Below are 20,949 nucleotides of genomic sequence, written 5' to 3'. Positions count from 1 at the left end.
CGTCGAGCTGCCGCGACGTCGAACACGCGTGCCTGCCGATCAGCGTGTTAGGGCACGTCGCCTCGCCTCACCGGGCCGACGGTCTGCGGCCGGTTGAGGAAGAACTCGCGATTGCCGAGCGCGGCCTCGGCATACTGGTCGATCGCCACGATGATCGCCTGCACGTGGTGAAAGCACCAGCCTTCCCGCGTCGCCATGTGCCGGACCTCGGCCAGCGCCTTGATCCAGGGCGCGTGATCATCGCTGTCGTGGAAATACCGAAGCGGCTCTCTCATCTTTTCCTCCGGCACATCACGTCTTGCAGTTCGGCGCACAGCCGCCGCATCCCGGGCGCGCCGTCATGCACGCGCTTCGCCGGCGGCCAGCTCTCGCTGCGCCGGGCGAATGAAGGCCGGCGTCGCGGCGCGACGGCGCGGCGCAACGCTCGCATGCACGATGATCGGATCGCGGTCGCCCAGGACCTCACGCTCCTCGACCAGGCGGCTCATGACCAGCCGCATCTTCAAGAGGTCCCCGGCGACGAAGGCGCAGTCCTCATCGCGGTTGATCTGCTGGCGCATGATGGCTTCGGCCTCGAGCATGCTGACGCGCAGCGCCCTGATCTGCCTGCGAATTTCGCTGATGCGGTTGTCCATGGCGTCCTCCAATTCCCGGTGGAGGGCAATTAGAACAAAACAAGAACATTGAGTCAAGCCGTGAAAGCCGTCCGTCATGGGTATCGTTATCACGACGCAACCGGGTGAGTTGCAGTCACCGGCCGTAACAGCTTTCACGAATTCAACGTGAGGTACCGGACATCAAGCGAGATCAGGAAGCCACGGGCGACCGCGCACAGCGTAGATCGCAGCCGTCAAAGACAAACAGCCGACACACGACTGTGGAACAATGTGGCATCGAACTTGTCTACACAAATAGACAAGTTAAAATGGGTCGATTCTATTTCGATCATTGCGCAGCAAATGCCCAAGTACTCCAATGCCCAAGTCCTCCAAGCTGGTAGCCGCGAAGCGCGGCAAGGTTCTTCTGGTTAGACGCCGATCTGACGGGCTGTGGATGTTCCCCGGCGGGCGCAGGCGCGCGCGCGAGACCGGGAAGGATTGCCTCAAGCGCGAAATCAGGGAGGAGCTGCCGAAGCTCAAGCTCGGCAGGCTCAGCCTGTGGAAGGAAGTGACGGCCAAGAACAAGCGTTCGGGCCGCAGGATGAGCGACGCGATCTTCATCGCCAAGAACGCCAAGGGCCGACTGGCGATCGGCGACAAGAAGGAGATCGACCGCGCCGCCTGGCAGAAGCCGCGGGGCATTCGCCTGACGCCAACCTCGCGCTACATCCGCGACCGGCTGTTTCCGAGAAAGCAGCGGCGCCGGAGATAGGCGGCGGGATCATCGCTGCTTGAAAGCGCCGCGCTTCCACCCCAAAGAAACGGCCCCAGCGAGGGGGCACAAGCTGGGGCCGCGAGTTTACCTTGATCGTCCAGACGCTGCCGGCAGGGACAGCACCGAACGTGTGACAATCATGCTCCGCCGCGTCGGTTCCTGGACGGCGGGCCTGGCTTTTTAGCTGGGCGACAACGCACGTTATTTATCTGCGCTCGCTGACCTGCAATTTGACGCGACGTAAGTTTGTTTAATCGTTGCGTGGAGTCATGGAACCGAAGACCGAGATTTGCCCGAAATGCGGGCGCAAATTTGAATTCGCATTGCCTCCGGGCGGCAAAGGCAACCGGCTCTATCGGTGCTTCAATTGCGGTGGCCCGGACCCTCTGAAGGATCACACGGCAGACGGCTATCTGCGCGGTCTGAAGTCCCCCGAAAAATAACACAGGTTAGTCAGCAACCAATCGCCTCGGCGGTGCTTGTTGCGTATGCAGGCCGCCCTTGAGGTTCATTTGGTACGCGTGACCACCGATGACGGCGAGGTCCAGATCTGGCTTGCCGCAACCTCGCGAGATCAAGCCCTCGATCTGGTGCTGGACGCGATCCCGGAAGGATGGGCCGTGAGCCTCATGCAGCGGCAGCTCACGGCCGAGCACATCTCAATGCTCAACATGATGCTTGGCGAAGCGCGGCGACATGAGATGTCCTGATTCCCCGCGGTGAATGTCCTGACCGGGGCAGCACCCTCTCCGGTGCGCCATCATGATCGTCGGATACGCATCCGCAGACCACCAGTTCCACGGCAGGAACACCGTACTGATCCGGATTTCTGGAAAGATAGGACGGTCGTAATACCAACCCTGCCGGCGTTACCGTTCTTTGCAGAGCATTTTTTCACGACTGAGTTTTTTACAGACCTATTATGACCGGCAGAAAAGGGCCGCCGATGCGACGGCCCTTTTCGATTCAGTGCCCATGTCATTCGCGCGGCAATGATCCCGGTGACGTACTCAACTCGGTACCAGGCAAAGAATGAGGCCGCCAACCGGCGGCCTCCTTGTTGAGTGGCCCCAGCAACCTATGGGGGCCTGGGAGGGCAGGCGCTGGGGCCGTCTACCGGCCCGGTTGGCGCGGTCGGGCCAGGTGAGTTTCCATCAAATGAACAGAGCAACGGCAACCATTGCGATTGGGCAAAGTCCCAATACGACGATGCCCGCTCGAACAATCACTTCGGACATGACATGCGCCCTTCAATGGGGCGGTCAAAATACGCCGCGGCCGAAGCCGCGCAAAGTGCAGTTTGTGCCAGATTTTCCGCGTTCCTCAATCATGCGTCACGGCGGGAAAGTACGCGCCAAGGCGGAGTTGTTGAGACACCAAAACTCACGCGTGAGCCTCCTGGAGATCGCCGAAGAGTGAGGCCCCGGCCGGTATCGCGAATTTCGGCCCTGGAGTTTGGCGGCTGCGCCGGCACACCGTGCTGATTTCTTCAGCTTCGCATACCGCCGACGCGTGCTAGGAATGACGTGATCCGCTGCGTATCGGGCCACGACATGAGCTAAGAATTCGTCCAGAATGACCTTCCCCTCCAACCGCCAGAGGCGGCTGTTCAGACTGGTTTCCGCGCGTTGGCAGCGCCGCGCCCTGTTCTTGCTGGGCGGCATTGCGGTCGGCGCGGCGGCCGTCGCGCTGGCACAGCTCGCGGATCTGGCGCAGATCGCGTTTGGCGCGGTGGTATCCCGTTTCCATTATGCCTCGCTGGTGCTGACGCCGGCCGGGTTCGCGCTGTCGGTGTTTCTGACCAACCGCTTCTTTCAGAACGCGCAGGGCAGCGGAATCCCGCAGGCGATCGCCGCACGCCATCTGACCGATCAGACCGCGCGCGAAAGCCTGGTTTCGCTGCGCGTTGCGGCCGGCAAGATCCTGCTGACGCTGTTCGGCCTGTTGTGTGGCGCGTCGGTCGGGCGCGAGGGACCGACGGTGCAGATCGGCGCCTCGATCATGTTCGCGCTCGGCCGCTTCTCGCCGCGGCGCCAACCCGGCCTGATCCTTGCCGGCGCGGCCGCAGGTGTCGCGGCCGCCTTCAACACCCCGCTGGCCGGGATCGTGTTCGGCATCGAGGAAATGAGCCGTGCCTTCGAGACGAGAACCAGCAGCCTGATCATCGGCGCGGTGATCGCTGCCGGCCTGACCTCGCTCGCGCTGATGGGCAACTATACGTATTTCGGCACCAGCGCGACGGCCCTGCGCAACGGCACCGACTGGCTCGCGGTGCCGCTCTGCGGCTTTGCCGGAGGTCTTGCGGGCGGCCTGTTCAGTCGCATCCTGATCACAATGGCACGCGGGTTTGCCAATCCGGTCGGAAGCGCGGTCAAGCGTTATCCAGTCGGTTTTGCCGCAATCTGCGGATTAGCGGCTGCGATTTGCGGGATTGCGTCCGACGGCGCGATCTATGGCACGGGATATCAGCAGGTCAAATCCGCGCTCGAAGCCGGCGCACAATTGCCGGCGAGCTTCAGCGTCTGGAAATTCCTCGCGACCACGTTCGCCTCGATCAGCGGCATGCCGGGCGGCATCTTCGCGCCCTCGCTCGCGGTCGGTGCCGGGCTCGGCTCCAACATCGCGCCGCTGTTTCACGGCGCGCCGCTGTCGGCCATCATGCTGCTCGGCATGGTCTCCTATTTCGCCGGCGTGGTTCAGGCACCGATCACCGCCTTCGTGATCGTCACCGAGATGACCGACAATCACGCGATGGTCGTGCCCTTGATGGCCGCGGCCCTGATTGCGCACGCGAGCTCGCGCCTGATCTGCAAGGAAGGCGTCTATCACGCCCTCGCCAAGGGCTTCGTCGAGCGCGCTGCGCCGGCGCGGAAGATCACCTCGACCTGAATTCCCGGCACCAAGGGAAAACGGCCCCGGCATCTCGCGTTGCCGGGGCCGTCCTATTCCCATGCTCATGCCGAACCGCCGGTGCCGATAATCAGGCGGACCCTCTGGGCCTTGAAGAATTTCCTTAATGAAAAAGCCTGCCCAGCATCCGAAGATTCGCGCGATCCGGCGTTTCGGAAAATAACGCGTGTGAATCCAGCTTGAATAAGTTTCGCCTGGAACAAACGGAATGTTTCAGTGACTCTTCATGCGTGAACGCCAGTTCCGGGTTCCTCGGGGAGCGGACTTGTCGCGACGACGTTGGTCTATGGGCAATCCCTGAGAAAGGGGGAAGCGCCATGATCGAGAACGTCATGACCAACGCCGGCTATTGGCGGGACCGAGCCGCCAAGACACGTGCGAAGGCGGAGTTATTCAGATACCAAAACTCACGCGCGAACCTTCTGAAGATCGCCGAAGAGTACGACCGTCTGGCCAACTATGCCGAGCAGCAATTACTGCGCGCACCGAGAGTAAACCTGTCCGGCCAATCTCCTTAACGGCAGGAGCCTTTGGACATTGGACCGTCTCAGCCGGTGCGTGCGCCGCACGTCACGCTGCTTTGGCCAATCGAGCCTCAGCCCCGATAGGCAAACAGCTCGATCGGCTCGCTGAAACCGCGCACCGAATGCTCGCCGACATGCTCGAGCGCGAAATCGTGCGAGACCAGATCGGCGAAGGCGCGCGACAGCAGCACGTTTCGTCCCAACTGCTTGGTCAGAGCCTCAAGCCGCGAGGCCATGTTCACCGCGGGGCCGATCACCGTGAAGTCGAGCCGGCTGCGCGATCCGATATTGCCGTACATGACGTCGCCGACATGGACGCCGATGCCGTAATTCATCGGGGCTCGGCCCATCATGCTGTTCTTTTCGCTGAGCGCCGCCATCGCTTGCCGCGCCTCGGACACCGCGTGCAGCAGGTTGGCGCAGGCCCTGGGATCGCTGAGCGGGAAAATCGCAAGCAGACCATCGCCGATGAATTTCAGGATTTCCCCGCCGTGCCGCGCAATCGGCTCCGACATCGCGTCGAAATAGTCGTTGAGGAGATCGATGACGTCGTCGCGCGGCCAGGAATCCGAGATCCGGGTGAAGTCCCTGAGGTCACAGATCATGATCGCGGCGCGGACCGTGGTGCCGCTGCCCCGCCTCGTCGCACCCGCCAGGATCATCTCGCCGGCATGGGTGCCGACATAGGTCTCGAGCAGCGTCCGCGCCAGGCGGTTCTTCATCCGGATTTCGCTGACCAGCGCCAGCACAGGCACCACCTTGCGCAGCTCGGCGATGTCAGCGTCATCGAAACCGCCGGACCGGTCGGTCGCGAAGGTCACGACATGCCGCTTGCCGAGCGTATGCAGCAGCGGCCACGCCACATAGTCGGTCAGGCCTTGCGCGCGCATCTCGTCAAAGAGCGCATGCGTGCGGCCAGGCGCCCGTTCGAGCCGCTCGCGCACTTCGCCGGCGCCCTGGTGGATTTCGTAGACCGGGCTGCCGATATATTCCGAGCGCTCCCTGACCTCGTAGTCGACCCGCGTGATCTCGGCCTCGCGCTTGCCGTCGCCCCAGATGATCCGGGCGCCGAGCCATTGCGGATGCTGGATCAGCAGATTCATCGTCGCCCGCTTGAGCGGAATACCCGTTTGCTGCAACCGGATGCACAGCTCGGCGAAGATATTGTCGATGAAGCGCTCGTCGCGCGTCTCGTTGGTCAGCCAGGCCACCACGTCGCCGCCAGACTGCGGCGTGACGGACTCGATGTTGGGCGCGTTCATGGCTTGCTCCGGAGCGACGGGTGGGATCGGCACGCGATATGTCGTGCTTCTGCCCGGCAACGTCAACGCCACCAGCGGTAACGTGATCGGGCGCGCCGGTGGTCAAGGCTCTGTATCCCCGCCCTGTCCTGCACTGCGCATGGTGTGGTGAAGACGGACGCACTGCCAAAATATCGAAAACAACCCCATGCAAAGTAGCCGGCGGACACGGCAGCTTGACTCGTCGGGCAAATCAGCGGTACTCTTCCATTATTCAGAAATCGTATCGATTCAGGTTACCCCCTACCCGCCCAGCCGATCGACCTCGGCCTTGCCGGACTTCATCACCAGCGGAATGTGCTCGCCCTGCCCGAGCAGGCACGCCACGTCGCGCAGCGGATTGCCCTCGACCACCAGCAGATCGGCGAAGGCCTCCGGCGCGATGCGGCCGAGCTTGCCTGCCATGCCGAGCACCTCGGCGCCGATGATGGTCGCGCTGGCGATCACCGCCTGCGGGCCGAGCAGTTCGGCGCGGATGCGGAATTCGTCGCTCTGCAAGCGCTGCGACGGTCCGAGCAGATCGGTGCCAAATCCCATCTTGACCCCGGCCTCGCGGTAGATCGCGAGCGAGCGCAGGCCGGCGTCGCGCACGTCGGCGATCTTGGCGACGCTCGCCGCAGGCAGGCCGTACTTCGCGCCCTCATTGGCCAGCGCCTCGTAGGTGACCAGGGTCGGCACGACATAGGCGCCCTGCTCGGCCATCAGCCGCGCGGTCGGCAGATCGACCAGATTGCCGTGCTCGATGGTGCGCACGCCGCAGCGTATTGCCCGCTCGATCGCCTCCGCCGTGTAGGCATGCGCCAGCACATAGGTGTGCCGCGCTCTCGCCTCCGCGACGATGGCGCGGATCTCGTCCTCGGAATAGCCGTAGGCGCCGATCGGATCGGTCGGCGACGCGACGCCGCCGGACGCCATGATCTTGATCTGGTCGGCGCCCATCTGCAGCTCCTCGCGCACCGCCTTGCGCACCGCATCGACGCCGTCGACGACGCGCGCAATCGCGCCGACCCGCACGCAGCAGGAGCAGGTCGGATCGGCCAGATAGTCGGAGCGGGCGCGCCCGTCGCCATGCCCGCCGGTCTGGCTCAGCGCGCGGCCGGAGACGAACAGCCGTGGACCGTCGGTCAGGCCGGTGTCGATCGCCTGCTTCAGCGCGTAGCCGGCGCCGCCGGCATCGCGGACGGTGGTGAAGCCGCGCTTCAGCATGCCGCGGAGCAGCATGGTCGAGCGCAGCGTCACCAGCACGTTCGCCATCCGCGCCTGCTGCGACAGATCGAGCTCGACCGCGACCGCATGCACATGCAGGTCGATCAGGCCGGGCATCAGGGTCTTGCCCTTGAGGTCGACGACCCGATCGGCGGAAGCCTCGATCGGCCGGTCCGACACCTCCTTGATCAAGCGGTCCTCGACCAGCACGTGGTGTCCTTCGAGCAGATCGGAGCGCAGGGGATCGAGCAGCGCGGCATTCTTGAAGAGGGTCGTAGCCATGATGGTCTCCCAGGCGCCGCGATCACGCGGCTTCGCTTGCGATGTCTTCCAGCGAGCGGCCGCGCGTCGGCACGCCCATCAGCACGACGGTCAGCGCGCCAATCAGGAGGACCGACGTGGTGACGCCGAACACGCCGGCAAAGCCGAAATTCGGGTAGAGGTAGCCGACCAGGATCGGCGCTGCGATCGCGCCGATGCGGCCGATCGCGGAGGCAAGCCCGGCACCCGTGGTCCGGATCGATGTCGGAAACACTTCGGCCGTGTAGGCATAGACGCCCGCATAGGTGCCGTTCATGAAGAACGACAGCAGCAGGCCGGCCGTCATGATCTCCGCATCGCTCTTGGCAAAGGCGAGCCCGAGCGCGCTGACGCCGCCGAGCAGCATATAGGTCGCAATCGTCGCCTGCCGTCCGATCCGCTCATTGAAAAAGGCGGCGGTGAAATAGCCCGGTACCTGCGCGCAATACATCGCGAGCGAATAGCCAAAACTCTTGGTGATGCTCATGCCGTTCTGCACCAAGAGGCCGGGAATCCAGACGAAGAAGGAATAGTAGCTGAAGGTGATCGACAGCCACATGATCCAGGTCATGGTGGTGATGCGTGCCTGCCGGCCGGCGAGCAGCGCGGCAAAATTGCTCAACAGCGTTCCCGACGAGGCGACTGGCGCGGCCGGCTCGGCGACCGCAGGCGGCAGCGCGCGGCCCTCGCGCGCGAAGCCGGCCTCGATCCTGTCGAGCACCGCTTCGGCCTCCTTCGCCCTGCCCCGGCTTTCCAGCCAGCGCGGCGATTCCGGCAGCGATCTCCGCCACCACAGCAGCATCACGACAGGCACGGCCGTGATGACCAGCACGATGCGCCAGCCGTTCTCGTAGGCGGGCACGATGAAATAGCCGAGCAAGGCGGCGGCGACGAAGCCGAACGAGAAGAAGCCCGCCAGCGCGCCGGTGAAGGCGCCGCGGTAACGCCGCGCCACGAACTCCGCGAGGTACGGCGCGATGATCGCGCTCTCCGCGCCGGTGCCCATGCCGGCGACGACGCGCGCGGCAAAGAACGCCGGCCAGCTATCCACCGCCGCGCTGACCAGCGAGGCCGCGCTGTAGAGCGCGAGCGCCGACATCATCACCGCGCGGCGGCCGATCAGGTCACCCAGCGTCCCCGCGAGCAGCGCGCCGAACAAATAACCGACGAAGGTGCTGCTGCCGAGCACGCCGGTCTCGACATTGGTCAGCCCCCAGGCGGTGCGCAGCACCGGCAGGATGAACGCCAGCACGGCGGCATCCATCGCGTCAAAGAGATAGCCGAGGCCGCCCATCAGCAGCAGGTGCACGTGGAACCGCGCGAACGGCAGGCGCTCGATGCGCGCCGAGATCATCGACATGAAAGTCCCCCCTCGCCCCCGCGGCGGCACGCGCCACAGGGTCAGCCGGGGAATGATAGACAAACCAATATTATCCGAATAATTTATAATCGTTATCTGGCACATCACCCTTGTGAATATTGCTCGTGTCCTTCCGCACGCTCGACCTCAACCTGCTGAAAGTCTTCGAGGCGCTGATGACCGAGGGCAGCGTCACGCGCGCCGCCAGCGCGCTGACCATGACGCAGCCCGCGGTCAGCAACGCGCTCGCGCGGCTGCGCGACGCGCTGGGCGATCCCCTGTTCGTGCGCACCGCGAGCGGGATCCGCCCGACGCAGCGCGCCGTGGCACTATGGCAGCCGATCGGCGATGCCCTCGAACATGTCCGCCACGCGCTCGACGAGGATGCCTTCGATCCGCGACAGACCCAGGCCGAATTCATCCTGTCGATGTCCGACTACGTTGCGTCGCTGGTGATGCCGCGGCTGCTCAACCGCTTCAGCGAAGTGGCGCCGTCCGCGCGCATCCACACCGTGCCCAACACCATCCTGGAGATCGGCGATCGGCTCGAGGACAACCGGGTCGATTGCGTGCTGAGCGTCTATGTCAACGAGGCGCAGCAGCCGCCGGCCGTGATCCGCTCCCGCTCGCTGTGGACCGTCGAATATGCCTGCATGATGCGGCGGGACCATCCGCTGGCCAGGCAGAAGCGGCTCAACACGCGGAGCTTCCTTGCCGCCAAGCATGTCGATGTCAGTCTCGCCGGCAAGACGCTGCCGACCTACGACCAGTTTCTCGCCTCGCGCGGGCTGTCGCGCAATCTGGTCGCGACCGTCAACCACTACAATGCCGCCTACGAGATCGTGCGCCAGTCTGACCTGATCGCCGTGCTGCCGCGCGATCTCAGCGCCCAGTCCCGCCACGCGCCCCATCTGCACGCCATGCCGGTGCCGCTGCCGGCGCCGCCGCGCATCGTCAGCCTGTTCTGGCACCAGCGCAACGACACCGTTCCCGCGCAACGCTGGCTGCGCGAGACACTGGTGGAGATGTTCGCGCGGATGGAGTGAGGCGGTGGGATTGGGGCATGCGGACGAACCCGGCTCCCGGACACCGGTGATCCCCGTAGCGGCACGGGGATGCTGATTAACGCTCCCACAACCCGGGTTTTGTTTCCGATTGACGCCATCGGGGACCGAGGTGGTAGGCTGTCGCCATTTCACATGGCCATTTGAATGCGCGAGTTATTGGAACAATATCAGCTTTTGCTGGCGCCCTTGATCTTCGTGCCGTTCGAGCAACTCTTTGCAGCGAGGCAGCAGAAGATCTTCAGGCGTGGTCTTTCGACCGATATGGCCTTCCTGTTCCTCAACGGCTGGCTGGTGTTCATCGGCGTGACCGCGATCATCGCACTGGCGACGCTAGTCAATCAATCGATCCTGCCCTCGGCCGTCAAGCAGGCGGTCAGCGATCTCCCGTATTGGGCTCAGGCGCCGATCGCGATCGTGATCGGGGACCTCGGCATCTACTGGACCCACCGCATCCTGCATGTCGTGCCCGCCATGTGGCGCATCCATGCCGTCCATCACGCCGTCGAAGAGCTGGACTGGCTCGCCGCGATCCACCAGCACCCGCTTGACGTGACCTTCATGAAGGTTGGTTCGCTGTTTCCGCTGTTCGCGCTCGGTTTCTCCGCTGAGGCGATCGGGACCTATCTTGCGATCTACTACTGGCAATCCTGGCTTGCGCACGCCAACGTGCGCCTGGGCTACGGCCCGCTACGCCATGTCCTGGTGTCGCCGGAGTTTCATCACTGGCATCACAGCAGCGAGCGGGAGGCCAGGGACAAGAACTACGCCGGGCTGTTCTCGTTCTACGATGTGCTGTTCGGCAGCCTCTATCTTCCGGAAGGGCAGAAGCCGACGGCATTCGGTGTCGATCATCCGATGCCCACGAGATACCTGGCGCTTTTGGCCTATCCATTTTTCGCTTGGGCCTCGATGCTCAAGCGCGACGATCCGTCGGGCACCAGGCGCCCGGTTGGCGCGGAGGCTGTGCCCGGCACGGCAACGCCGCCGGCGCACCAGGACGGCTGATCCTGATGATCTTCGCGACTGTCCGCGATGGGGACACTAGCCTCCGACGGTCGCAGATTTTCGCAACTGCTCGCCTGTAGGTGTCTCGCCGGCCTCTTGCCGGTATCTCGTCCAGATCAGTGCGATCACGGTTGCGCACATCATGGGGCCGAGAGGCGTGCGCACGAACGGGAAAGCGTATCCCAATACGAAGACGACGCTGACAGCGATCCGGAAGGCGCTTCGACCCGAACGCGACGCGAGGCGGCCCGCGCTGGCGTTCATGAGAAAGAGCAGCGCGACCACCAGGATCGGCATATCGTAGATCGCGAAGTAAGGAGAAATCAGCGGCGTTGCCGCCAGCAGGCCTGCGGCCTTTACGGCGTAGCTGACATGGCCGCGCCACAGGATCAGCACTCCGATCGCGACGACCGATGCGATGGCGACGTGGACCGCCATCGCCAAACCGTAGCCAAGGCCGGCGTCTCTCAAGAGCCCATAGATACTCTGAAGCTTGTACCACGGCAGCGCGCCACTGAGGTGGAATTGCGTCGTGGCGAAGGTGGCGGCCGCGCGGAATCCATCAAAGGTATCCCAACCGAAGATCAGTCCGGCGAGCAGCAGCAGGACCGGAATCACCAGGGCGGCGGTGATGACGACGCGCCAACGTCCGGTGGCGATCAACACGAAGGGAAGCAGCACGCCATATTGCGGTTTGAAGATGAGCAGCGCGATCAGGGCCCCGCTGAGAAGCGGACGCCTGTCCAATGTCAGCAGGATGCCGCCGAGCAGCGATGCGGCGAGCAGTGCGCTTTGGCCGGAAATGAAGTCATAGAATACAGGCGGAGCAACGAGTGCCAGCAGCAGCGCGCCGAAGCGTGGCCGGATGGCATGAGCGACAAGCAGCCAGCAAGACAGCTTTGCCGCGCTCCAGACCCAGAACGCAACCGGAAACGGCAGCAGCGCCAACGGCGCCAAAACCAGGAAAAATACCGGCGGATAAAAGAACGGAACCGGCACCTGATCGTAAGGATACGGAGCGTGATTGAGGGATTGCACCCGGAGAACAAGTTGCTGATGCAGCTGCTCCCAATCGTAGGCCGCCGCAGCATGGCCTTCGAGCGCCATCGCGCCCGCGCCCCAGAAACATGAAAAATCAATTCCGGCCTGGCCGCCACCACCGAAAAATGCCGGTATCGAAACCAGGATCGAGACGCCAAGCAAGATGACGCAGGCAACCATCAGCGCCGGGTCATCTTCTGCAGAAACGTCCCAGTGCAAAAATTTCTTCATATCGTCTGAAACGGCTCAAATCATGAAATGGCGCAATCTACCATTGCACTCTCGGGCCGAGCAACGGAACGCCGGCGGCGGCTGGAGATGTTTGCGCAGATAGGGTGAAGACGCAGGCGTCGAATGGGCGAGCGGGCTGTGGCCTAGCTTCGCTCGCCGCTGCGAGGTTTCACGGACACGGCCCGCCGTCGCCCTTCGGGCTATGGCGTGGCAGCCTTCGCTCTCTTCGCTACGATGGAGTTTTGCTGGCCTGCCGAGCCGTAGCTCGCGAAGCGAGCGAAGGCTGGTGGGGGAGGCAGGACTCGAACCTGCGAAGCCATGAGGCGGCTGATTTACAGTCAGCTCCCTTTGCCACTCGGGACACTCCCCCGTCCAACAGCATCAGACCGGCCGCGCGAGTGGCGGCGGACCGGTCATCGAAATGACGCTGATAACCGGCCGACCCGAAGCGGGTGCGCGGTCGGGCGCGTTTATGGGGGAAGGCGGTCCCCAAAGTCAACCAAGCCAGCCATCTAATTGGGATACTTTTGCAGGCTCGGGCGATCTCTGTTCCAAAGTAGCGAGTCTTGCGGCTAGATTCTTGTTTTGTCGCGTTTTCCTCACGCGAACCGGACCCCACTTCGCTCGAAAACGCTGTGTAAAATTGCCAATATTCAGGAGCCGTGACACAAGCCTCACATGAGCGATCGCGACCGCAAACCCAATTTCCGAGGCAAGGGCGGTAAACCCTTCCAAAAAGGGCCGAAATTCGGCCGCCCGCCGGCCCGGCAGGAACGCGAATCCGGTTCCGACGGGCCGGTGATTCTGTACGGCTGGCACACGGTGTCGGCCGCGCTTGCCAACCCGAACCGCCATATCCGCAAGCTTTACCTCACCGAGAACGCGGCGAAGCGCCTCGCCGACGAAAACATCGCGACCCGCGTCGCCCCCGAGATCGTCCGGCCCAGCGAGATCGACCGGCGCCTCACCCCCGATGCGGTGCATCAGGGCCTCCTGGCGGAGGCCGATCCCCTGCCCTCGCCCGGCATCGACACGCTGGCGCTGGAGGGCATCGTGCTGGTGCTCGACCAGATCACCGATCCGCACAATGTCGGCGCCATCCTGCGCTCGGCCGCGGCCTTCGCGGTGAAGGCGATCGTCACCACCGCCCGTCACAGCCCGGAGGCGACCGGCGTGCTGGCGAAGTCCGCCTCCGGCGCGCTCGAGCTGGTGCCAATGGTCACCGTGCAGAACCTGGCGCGCGCGCTGAACGAGTTGAACGAGCGCGGCTTCCAGACCGTCGGCCTCGACAGCGAGGGCAGCGAGGATCTCGGCAAGGCCGCGCTGCAAGCGCCGCTCGCGCTGGTGCTCGGCGCCGAAGGCAAGGGCCTGCGGCAATTGACGCGCGAGACCTGCCGCCTCGTCGCCCGCCTCGACATGCCCGGCGAGATCAAGAGCCTCAACGTGTCGAACGCCTGTGTGCTCGCGCTCTATATCGGCGCCAGCCGGCTCGGGCTGATGTGAACGACAAACGCCCGCTCGCGTGACGCGAACGGGCGCTGATGTCTCGAACTGACGATCGGATCAGTAGTAGCGGCGCAGCACCGGATGGCCGTAGCGGCCGTAGCGATAGCCGTAGTGCGAACGATAGCCGTAGTGGTGGCGGTAGCCGTAGTGACGGTAGCCATAGCGGCGATAGCCGTAATACGGGCGGCCGTAGCCTTCGCGGTAGTACGGACGCGGCGCCCAATTTCCCGGACCGGTGTAGGTCGGTCCCTGGTTGACGTAATAGTACTGCTGCGCCGCGCTGGGATAAGCGGCATCCGGGTCGGGCAGACGTTCGACGGCGCCGTAGCCGTAGCCGTTGCCGTTGCCGTAGCCGTAGCCGCCGCAACCACCGCAGCCGTAATTCACGATGGGCGCGGAATAGCCGCAAGGGTTGAAACCGCACGCCATTGCGGGCGCGGTCAGCATGACGGCCACCGCCGCAATCAGTCCTTTGATCATTTGACGCATTACTCTCTCCTGTAGGTCTCTCTGTTCGTCGCGTAGCTCTTGATGGCTATTCAGGATCCCCGTTTCGCGGGGCTCTTGATCTCGGGCAGTTGATTTCAGAATCCTCGGGGTCGCGGTGGCCGCGGGAACGGGCGCGGCAGCGGCCGCGGCCCGTTGAACTCCGGCGCGTAGATCACCGGCGGCGGATCGACCGGCACGTTGGACTGTGCCGGCAGCGGAGCCGATTCCGCGCCCCACGATTGATGATAGCTCTCGGCCGGCTTGGGCAGGCGGCGGTTGGCCGGCGGCTCGATCTCGAGGCGGCCGTAACCCGGCATGCGGCCGAGGCTCGGATAATAGTGGCCGACATTCGGCTGGGGATCGATCGGGCGGCCGCCATAGACGGTCGGCACCATCGACTCGTTGCGGGCGAGCCCCATCGCACTTTCGACCACGGCGTAGGAGGCGTCGACGCCGTTAATGATGATCGGCACGCCGGGCCGCACCGGCACGACAATGTCGAAGCCGCCGCCGGCCAGCGCCGTCGAGGTCATCGCAGCCAATATCGCCAGCGCAAGACTTGTGCGCATGTTCACCCAGCGTCCCGAATTGTTTCACCCGCAACCTAATCCAACGGCTTGGCGGAAGGGTTAAGGACGCCGGCCAAACTGCCGGTAAGCCTAACGCGTAAGCATCGGCATCGGGTCAATGCGGCCGTGCGGAATCAGAAATCGTTAACGGGCGCCCCGGGGGCATGATCCGGCAAAGTGCGAAACGGTTTTCACGCTCAAACAAGGAGCCGCCTACCCGTCAGGTGAAGGCGTTCTCGACGATCGAGTGGACGCCGATCGCGATCGTGACCGCGCCGACCGCCATTTGCAGGCCGCGATTGGCCCAGGTCAGCCAGCGCGCCGAGGCTGCGAGCGGCACCGCGATCACGCTGGACAGCACGCCCATACCGATCATCGAGCCGATGCCGAACAGTGCGACATAGCCGAGCCCGATCACTGGACTTGGGGCCTGCGACACCGTCAGCACCAACAGCGCCGCCGAGCCGGCCATGCCGTGCATCAGGCCGACCAGGAGCGTGCGCCAGCGGAAGCCGTGCGCATGGCTGTGCGCGGCGCGAACGTGCGGCACGGTCGACGCAGGCGCCACGGTGGACGTAACCGCCACGGCTTCACCGGCATGGCTGTGGGCGTGGAAATGCGTGGTGCCGTCGCCATGCGAATGGGTGTGGAAGTGCACGCGGTCGCGCCACAGCCGCCACCACACATGCGCGCCGAGGCCGACCAGCATGATGCCGACCGCGGTCTCGATCGGCTGTGCGACCGTTTCCGGGATCGCGCGCCCGAGCAGGATCGCGGCGCCGGCAAAGATGAACAAAGTGAGGGTGTGGCCAAGCCCCCAGGTCAGCCCGTGCTTGACGATGTCACCGACATGGGTGCGGCGGGCCGCGATGCTCGATACCGCCGCGATATGATCCGGCTCCAGCGCATGCTGCATGCCGAGCAGAAAGCCGAGACTCAAAATTCCGAACATCAATCCCCCGTGTCGGCACCGACATCAGTCCGTTCACCGCTGTACACGCAATTCTCGTCAAAGGCAGCAAGCGCCGGAACGCATCATGCGCACGAACCTGCAGAACTTCACACTGCTTTGAACACAGGGCAAGGCCGCGCTGGAACAGGCACGGCACCGCGAGATTAGCTCTCGAAGACGAGAGGAGATTTCGCATGACACAATTCAAGATCCTCGGCGCAGCAGCCCTGCTCGCCTCGGCACTGGCGAGCCCGGCGATGGCGCAACAGACGATCGGCACCCCCGCGCGCTGCTCGAACGCCTGGCCGGACGCCCGATGCCAGGCGATGGCACCGGCCACCACCCGCACCGCCTATCACCAGCGCATCGATCGGCGGGACCAAGGCTGGCAGAGCAGCTACAACCGCTATGACCCCGGCCCGTTCGCGCCTGTCGACGCCGCGGCCCGCGTGGCCGGTGGCGTCGTCGGCGGCGCGGTCGGCACGGCGGCTGCGGTCGCCACCGCCCCGTTTGGCGGCCCCGACTATACCCGCGCCCCGATCGGCGGCGCCGAATATGCCCGGCAAAACGGCTTTGTCTGCACCCCCGGCACCTGGTTCCGCGGCAGCGACGGCCGCCAGCATCCCTGCCAGTAGCTCAGCTGATTAGGCCGACGGCGCAAAAGGCGGCCCGCGGGCCGCCTTTTGCTGTCGGGCCGATACGGGGGCGCGATCGCTTCTCGCCTGCTCGGTTCAAGCCTTGGTTCTGGCTCTGGCGCGCCAAGTCTGCTATTCGAGCGCGCAAATCATTCCCAATTCGCCGGCTTAGCTCAGCGGTAGAGCAGCAGTTTTGTAAACTGAAGGTCGGGGGTTCAATCCCCTCAGCCGGCACCAATTGGCTTGGATTTCCGGTGCTGTCTTGGCCATGGCGACATGGCTTCAGTCCGCCGAGATCGACCGTCGACCGCAGCAGCCCCGCCAGCTTGCAGGCGAATACGGCAGTTCCGCGGATGGGGAAGCCTGCTTCGACGCTGCGGAGCTGTCCGGAGCATGCTTCTTCGATGCCGACGCCAAAGCGGTCCGCTGCTGCAAATCCCTCGATGATCCCGTGAACGCCGACCGTCCTGCGGCCGATGCTGCCTTCAAACCGAAGTGCCTGGGCATCGCGTCCTCCATCAGATATGCGCGGCCTACGCCGCGTCGTTCCCGGCTGCGATTCGAACACGTCGTCGCGATTCAATCAAAGCGCTTCGCCTGATTGCCCACAATGTACAAAGCGAGCCGTAGTATTCCGGTTGTCGGGAGTGCCACATCGTCGACCGCACTCACCGCTAGCCAATGCAACGACCCTGCGCTTCGCAATGTTTTGCAGGAAGCGCTTAGCGATAACGTTGAGCACTCTCGCAACGACTACTTGTGATTTTGTTCCCGCTGGCTATTGTTCCGGCACTTTCACGTTCGGGAATTTCAAAATGAAGATTGTTTTCTGCACCGCGATTGTCTTGTCCACACTGGCCGTCGCTCCGGCGAGCGCCAGGGAGCGCAATGACAGCCCTCACTCCCAGGCCTGCATGGCCAAGAACGGCTTCAATCTCGATATGTGGCGCGCGCACTCCGCGGGCACCGACGCGCAGGTCCTGAGGTACATCCAGTGTCGGGATCGGGTGTCCGCAGCACAGGCCAAGGCGATCGGCATTCGCGACCATAACTTCAGCGCGGGCTATCGATGATGCTTGAGGGTGAGATGAAAATCGGCCTCGCCCTCGCTTTGCTTGCCATCGGCTGCATCCCGGCAAGCGCCGCAGGCTGGACCTGCTCCGCCCCGGGTCTGATCTCCGGGTCGTATGATGGCGGCGATAGCGCCTACATCCATCTCACCGGCTTCTCGAACGGCAACAACTATCCTGTCGCGAAGAAGGGCAGCCGGGCCACCGGCACGACGAAGAACGGCACCCGCTTCGTCTGCACGCAACGCTAAGGCACACCGCCAATCCTGATCAGCCTGAAATTATCGCCGACCAGACTTCACCATTTTGAGGAATCACCATGAGATTGCTGATCTTGCTCGCAACCTTCGCCGCCACCATTTCGGCGGCCACCGCCGAAACCGCTGTCGAGCGCCAATGCGCGTCGGGCAAATGCACCTGCACCTACATCGCGTCGACCTGCAAGACCTGGAATCGCACCCATGGCGGCGACCTCGCCATCTGCGACAGCTACCGCGAGAGCTGCCTGCAGAGCGGCCGGTGGGACGACAGAAACCGCCACATCGACGTGGTGGTGAAGCGCTGAGTCAGTTCGCCCTTTCCAAACCGGCGCTGCGCCGCAGGGCCGGTTCGGAAAGCCGCTGCGACACTCCCCTGGCAGGAATCGTGGGATCCTTCCCGTAAGATCACCCATCCCTCGCCTTGCTTCTGTTCTTGCGGCCCCAAACGGGGTATGCAGAATGCGGGGTGGGACTCTGCCAATGACCTATTTGATCCTTGCCCGAGATGGCACCAGCCGAATCGTGCTGAAGCGCGACAGCGAAGACGCGGCCGAGAAGAAGGCTCGCGAGCTGAAGGAGATGGGCTGGTTCGAAGTCGAGGTCCGCGAGGACAAGACGGCGCCGGTCACGTCGGCTCCCCCGGCGGATCGTCCACCGACGCTGCAATGACGCTTTGATGAACCTTTGCCGGGTGGCCCTTACAGATATGTGAGGAGCCGCCACCATGTCCGACACAGCACATTACCGCTTCCAATCCGATCAGGCGCGACGGCTGGCCCGACAGGTGACCGACGCCGCGGTGCGCGAGAAGCTGCTCGAAATGGCCGAGGAATATGGCCGCTACGCCGACCTGATCGAGGCCCGCAGCATCGAGCAGGTACCCGCTGCGGTAGCGGCCCATTAGGCTGAACCCCGCCCCGTTCCGGACGGCTCACCGGTTCGTCCTCTCCTGATGCCTGTCCTTGAGGTGAGGCCAAATCCGCTCGACAACGCCCTGAGGATTTGTTCGGAACATTATGCCCTCTCACGCGATTTTCCTCGCATGAGGGTCCGCGAATCCGACCGCAATTTGCTGCTGCTGGGCACGTTCACGCTGCTCAGCATGGCTGCTGCCGGCCTCGTCGCCCTGCTCGATCCGGCACCCGCGCCGGCGAACCCCGCGCCTCGTCCGGCCGCGAATCAAGCGTCGACATCGGATCAGGGACCGGCCCAGACCCCGGTCCGGATCGTCGGTACTCCGTTCGTCCCGAACACCAATCCCCGTCAGCGCTGACCGCCCACACCCGCGCGGCGTGTCACAATTATGTCACCGCGCCTACCAAACAGCCGTCTTCGTCAACCATCATGATGGCGAGCGCTTGATTCCGCACGGTTGCTTTGCTGGAATCCGCGCGCTCAGGGTGCGCCATGAAGTGGATGAAAGAACGCGATCTCCTGATCGCGCAGACAATGGCTTTCGTACAGTCGGTGAAGGGCAAGCTGCCCGACGCCGAGCTGTCGGCGCCTGCCCCACGGACGGCGATGCCGCCTGCCGCCCAGCCGACCGCCACGCCGCCTGCCGCTACACCTGCCCCCGCCGCGTTGCCAACCTCCGCTGAACAGGCCTTGGCCGAGGCGGTCGCCACGCTCAGCGTCAAGGCTGAGGTGCGGGCTGCGGTCGTGCCGCCTCCGCTTCCGGTGCCGACCGTGCTCGAGGGCCTGCCCCCCGCTCCGTCACCTTTGGCGGTGACGGTCGTCGAAGTCCCGCCTCAACCGGCGCAGCTGCCGCACTTTGCCCGGCTCGACATCAGCGGCGACTTCGGATCCGAGGTGCGGGAGCGGGTTGCCAATTTCCGCGCACAGCAGCAGCGCTTCCTGAAGGAGCGCGAGGACTATTGCACTACGACCATGGCCAAGGTCCGCGCCGCGATCGACGAGTTGCCGCGCTCGGGCAAGTAACGCAGCCCCATGAGACCCCGGACCGTGCGTTGGGCATCAGCCGCGCGCGCCCGATTTCACCGGCTCGGTCAGGAAGCGTCCGCTCGATCGCGTCAACGCCGGCTCATCCACTGCACCGAGGGCAGGCTGCTTTCCTTCCAGCATGGATCGCAAGCCGGCGATCGCCTTCGTCATGCGTTCGGCATATTTCACCGCGGCGCCGTCGACGAACTCTCGATCCTTTGGTTTCGGTTTGGCGACCCGCAGCTCCAGATGCGTCATTCCGTTTGGACCGTCCAGAACGGCGCGAGTCATTACGATCCGCGGCGCGCCGGGAATCGGAAGCGTGATGCCCACCGTGAAATAATCGGTCGGGCGCCAATCGAGCATCTCCTCAACGACGGTATGGTTGCCGTGCATACAGTGGTTCCTGGTGCCGGGACCGCGTCGTCCCTTGCCGGAATCCTCGACGATGGTGTCGGCGTCCCACCATTTCTGCCATTGCCCGGGCACGGTGAAAAACTCCCACACCGTCTGCCGCGGCGCGGCGATGTCGAATTCCAGCATGACGTAGGCGTCGTCGCGCGTCACCTGCATCCGGGTTTGCGCGTCTTCCTGCTGCCACGCCGCTTCGAGATCGCGCGCCCACAGCGTCACGTCGCCGATGACGTCGATGGTTTCGCGATGGGCGATGAGACCCTGCGCGACCGGATCGACACCCATCGCACGGATGGCCGCGTCGCTGTAGAGCGCGTAGGCGCGTCCGCCGACCTTCTCAGCAACCGTGTTCTTGAGCAGCCGGTGGACCAGAATGACGTCGCGCCCGGCGAGCTCCTCCCTGCCGCCCATCTTCTGCTTCACCATCTCGCCATGATGGATAACGAACTTGAAATCGAGATCGCCCATCGCGACGCAGGCCTGACACTCGCAAGTCGAGGCTTGGCGCACGTTGCGCAGGCGCCGGCGGAATTTGAAATAGGCGCCCTCGATCGCGTCCTGCAGCAGCGAGCCGTCGATTGCTTCGGCGGTGGTGTAGACGAATGCGGCGTCGCCTTCGAACTTGGCGAGGCGGAACGGCGGGCGCAGCGCCTTCACCACCGTATCCATGAAATCGGCGATGATGTCCTGCGCATGGTCGAGCTCGACCGCCGCGAGGAAGTTGGTATAGCCGGAGATGTCGGCAATCGCGAAATAGGCCGCTTCAGCCTTCGGAAGCATGGGGACCTCCTGCG

Annotated in this window: 26 protein-coding genes and 2 tRNA genes; 17 read left to right on the top strand and 11 right to left on the bottom strand. The window is 64.1% G+C overall.

Translation table 11 applies throughout. The features are described 5' to 3' along the window. Positions 1-47: 47 nt before the first annotated feature. Together QA635_RS18225 and QA635_RS18220 are read right to left on the bottom strand one after the other, a co-directional pair. The gene (locus QA635_RS18225; RefSeq protein ID WP_016843397.1) at positions 48-275 is read right to left on the bottom strand and encodes a hypothetical protein; all 228 of its coding nucleotides are present in this window, start codon (positions 273-275) and stop codon (positions 48-50) included. Between the two features lie 63 nt (positions 276-338). Next, the gene (locus QA635_RS18220; protein ID WP_283070791.1) at positions 339-635 is read right to left on the bottom strand and encodes a hypothetical protein; all 297 of its coding nucleotides are present in this window, start codon (positions 633-635) and stop codon (positions 339-341) included. Positions 636-975: 340 nt separating this feature from the next. On the opposite strand from QA635_RS18220, the gene QA635_RS18215 reads away from it, so the two are divergent. From QA635_RS18215 to QA635_RS18200, 4 genes are all read left to right on the top strand, one after another. Then, positions 976-1,371 carry an NUDIX hydrolase gene (locus QA635_RS18215; RefSeq protein WP_283070790.1) on the top strand — a complete coding sequence of 132 codons (396 nt, stop codon included), beginning with the start codon at positions 976-978 and terminating at the stop codon, positions 1,369-1,371. 491 nt (positions 1,372-1,862) lie between these two features. After that, positions 1,863-2,084 carry a hypothetical protein gene (locus tag QA635_RS18210; protein ID WP_283071704.1) on the top strand — a complete coding sequence of 74 codons (222 nt, stop codon included), beginning with the start codon at positions 1,863-1,865 and terminating at the stop codon, positions 2,082-2,084. Between the two features lie 865 nt (positions 2,085-2,949). Then, entirely contained in the window at positions 2,950-4,263 is a 1,314-nt protein-coding gene (locus QA635_RS18205; RefSeq protein WP_283070789.1) for a chloride channel protein, read from the top strand. Positions 4,264-4,601: 338 nt separating this feature from the next. Then, positions 4,602-4,802, top strand: a complete 201-nt coding sequence (locus QA635_RS18200; RefSeq protein WP_283070788.1) for a hypothetical protein — start codon at positions 4,602-4,604, stop codon at positions 4,800-4,802. 77 nt (positions 4,803-4,879) lie between these two features. Here the strand turns inward: QA635_RS18200 and QA635_RS18195 are convergent, their stop codons facing one another. From QA635_RS18195 to QA635_RS18185, 3 genes are all read right to left on the bottom strand, one after another. After that, positions 4,880-6,070 (bottom strand): adenylate/guanylate cyclase domain-containing protein, encoded by a 1,191-nt coding sequence (locus QA635_RS18195; protein WP_283070787.1) that lies wholly within the window; start codon positions 6,068-6,070, stop codon positions 4,880-4,882. A 282-nt stretch (positions 6,071-6,352) separates the two neighbouring features. Next, positions 6,353-7,597 (bottom strand): metal-dependent hydrolase family protein, encoded by a 1,245-nt coding sequence (locus QA635_RS18190; RefSeq protein WP_283070785.1) that lies wholly within the window; start codon positions 7,595-7,597, stop codon positions 6,353-6,355. 22 nt (positions 7,598-7,619) lie between these two features. Next, positions 7,620-8,975, bottom strand: coding sequence for an MFS transporter (locus QA635_RS18185; protein ID WP_050384788.1), 1,356 nt, complete (start codon positions 8,973-8,975; stop codon positions 7,620-7,622). Between the two features lie 119 nt (positions 8,976-9,094). On the opposite strand from QA635_RS18185, the gene QA635_RS18180 reads away from it, so the two are divergent. Further along, complete coding sequence (locus tag QA635_RS18180) at positions 9,095-10,021, top strand: LysR family transcriptional regulator (protein ID WP_028335380.1); 927 nt, start codon at positions 9,095-9,097, stop codon at positions 10,019-10,021. Positions 10,022-10,186: 165 nt separating this feature from the next. Next, the gene (locus tag QA635_RS18175) at positions 10,187-11,047 is read left to right on the top strand and encodes a sterol desaturase family protein (RefSeq protein ID WP_283070781.1); all 861 of its coding nucleotides are present in this window, start codon (positions 10,187-10,189) and stop codon (positions 11,045-11,047) included. Between the two features lie 36 nt (positions 11,048-11,083). On the opposite strand, the gene QA635_RS18170 is transcribed toward QA635_RS18175, so the two are convergent. Further along, positions 11,084-12,319, bottom strand: a complete 1,236-nt coding sequence (locus tag QA635_RS18170) for a glycosyltransferase family 87 protein (RefSeq protein WP_283070779.1) — start codon at positions 12,317-12,319, stop codon at positions 11,084-11,086. Positions 12,320-12,603: 284 nt separating this feature from the next. After that, a tRNA-Tyr gene (locus QA635_RS18165) sits at positions 12,604-12,689 on the bottom strand. Between the two features lie 308 nt (positions 12,690-12,997). On the opposite strand from QA635_RS18165, the gene rlmB reads away from it, so the two are divergent. Beyond that, positions 12,998-13,822, top strand: coding sequence for a 23S rRNA (guanosine(2251)-2'-O)-methyltransferase RlmB (rlmB, locus tag QA635_RS18160; protein WP_283070777.1), 825 nt, complete (start codon positions 12,998-13,000; stop codon positions 13,820-13,822). A 60-nt stretch (positions 13,823-13,882) separates the two neighbouring features. Here the strand turns inward: rlmB and QA635_RS18155 are convergent, their stop codons facing one another. The 3 genes from QA635_RS18155 to QA635_RS18145 all read right to left on the bottom strand — a co-directional run bounded on the left by QA635_RS18155 (position 13,883) and on the right by QA635_RS18145 (position 15,835). Next, positions 13,883-14,314 carry a hypothetical protein gene (locus tag QA635_RS18155; protein ID WP_283070776.1) on the bottom strand — a complete coding sequence of 144 codons (432 nt, stop codon included), beginning with the start codon at positions 14,312-14,314 and terminating at the stop codon, positions 13,883-13,885. A 95-nt stretch (positions 14,315-14,409) separates the two neighbouring features. Next, positions 14,410-14,883, bottom strand: coding sequence for a hypothetical protein (locus tag QA635_RS18150; RefSeq protein WP_283070775.1), 474 nt, complete (start codon positions 14,881-14,883; stop codon positions 14,410-14,412). A gap of 220 nt (positions 14,884-15,103) precedes the next feature. Then, complete coding sequence (locus QA635_RS18145) at positions 15,104-15,835, bottom strand: sulfite exporter TauE/SafE family protein (protein WP_283070774.1); 732 nt, start codon at positions 15,833-15,835, stop codon at positions 15,104-15,106. Between the two features lie 194 nt (positions 15,836-16,029). Between QA635_RS18145 and QA635_RS18140 the strand changes: the two genes are divergently transcribed. The 10 genes from QA635_RS18140 to QA635_RS18095 all read left to right on the top strand — a co-directional run bounded on the left by QA635_RS18140 (position 16,030) and on the right by QA635_RS18095 (position 19,738). Then, on the top strand, positions 16,030-16,470 hold the full coding sequence (locus QA635_RS18140; RefSeq protein ID WP_283070772.1) for a hypothetical protein: 441 nt from the start codon (positions 16,030-16,032) through the stop codon (positions 16,468-16,470). Positions 16,471-16,632: 162 nt separating this feature from the next. Then, positions 16,633-16,707: transfer RNA gene (locus QA635_RS18135), tRNA-Thr, on the top strand. A 31-nt stretch (positions 16,708-16,738) separates the two neighbouring features. Then, positions 16,739-17,071: a hypothetical protein gene (locus QA635_RS18130; protein WP_283070770.1), complete on the top strand. Its 333-nt coding sequence runs from the start codon at positions 16,739-16,741 to the stop codon at positions 17,069-17,071. A 214-nt stretch (positions 17,072-17,285) separates the two neighbouring features. Next, a complete protein-coding gene (locus QA635_RS18125) occupies positions 17,286-17,543 on the top strand; it encodes a hypothetical protein (protein WP_028335372.1) in 258 nt (85 codons plus the stop codon). A 14-nt stretch (positions 17,544-17,557) separates the two neighbouring features. Beyond that, positions 17,558-17,791, top strand: coding sequence for a hypothetical protein (locus QA635_RS18120; RefSeq protein ID WP_283070769.1), 234 nt, complete (start codon positions 17,558-17,560; stop codon positions 17,789-17,791). Between the two features lie 68 nt (positions 17,792-17,859). Further along, positions 17,860-18,105, top strand: a complete 246-nt coding sequence (locus QA635_RS18115) for a hypothetical protein (protein WP_076831538.1) — start codon at positions 17,860-17,862, stop codon at positions 18,103-18,105. 175 nt (positions 18,106-18,280) lie between these two features. After that, on the top strand, positions 18,281-18,469 hold the full coding sequence (locus QA635_RS18110; RefSeq protein ID WP_057019624.1) for a hypothetical protein: 189 nt from the start codon (positions 18,281-18,283) through the stop codon (positions 18,467-18,469). 55 nt (positions 18,470-18,524) lie between these two features. Continuing rightward, positions 18,525-18,704 (top strand): hypothetical protein, encoded by a 180-nt coding sequence (locus QA635_RS18105; RefSeq protein ID WP_038383198.1) that lies wholly within the window; start codon positions 18,525-18,527, stop codon positions 18,702-18,704. A 138-nt stretch (positions 18,705-18,842) separates the two neighbouring features. Further along, a complete protein-coding gene (locus QA635_RS18100) occupies positions 18,843-19,073 on the top strand; it encodes a hypothetical protein (RefSeq protein WP_283070766.1) in 231 nt (76 codons plus the stop codon). 134 nt (positions 19,074-19,207) lie between these two features. Continuing rightward, on the top strand, positions 19,208-19,738 hold the full coding sequence (locus QA635_RS18095) for a hypothetical protein (RefSeq protein ID WP_283070764.1): 531 nt from the start codon (positions 19,208-19,210) through the stop codon (positions 19,736-19,738). A gap of 36 nt (positions 19,739-19,774) precedes the next feature. On the opposite strand, the gene QA635_RS18090 is transcribed toward QA635_RS18095, so the two are convergent. Then, positions 19,775-20,935, bottom strand: coding sequence for a DUF2652 domain-containing protein (locus tag QA635_RS18090; protein WP_283070762.1), 1,161 nt, complete (start codon positions 20,933-20,935; stop codon positions 19,775-19,777). Positions 20,936-20,949 lie beyond the last annotated feature (14 nt).

Source organism: Bradyrhizobium brasilense, assembly GCF_029714345.1.
GTDB classification, from domain to species: Bacteria; Pseudomonadota; Alphaproteobacteria; order Rhizobiales; family Xanthobacteraceae; genus Bradyrhizobium; species Bradyrhizobium australafricanum.
The sequence above is the reverse complement of the archived record's forward strand: the minus strand, read 5'-3'. Positions and strand labels throughout refer to the sequence as shown.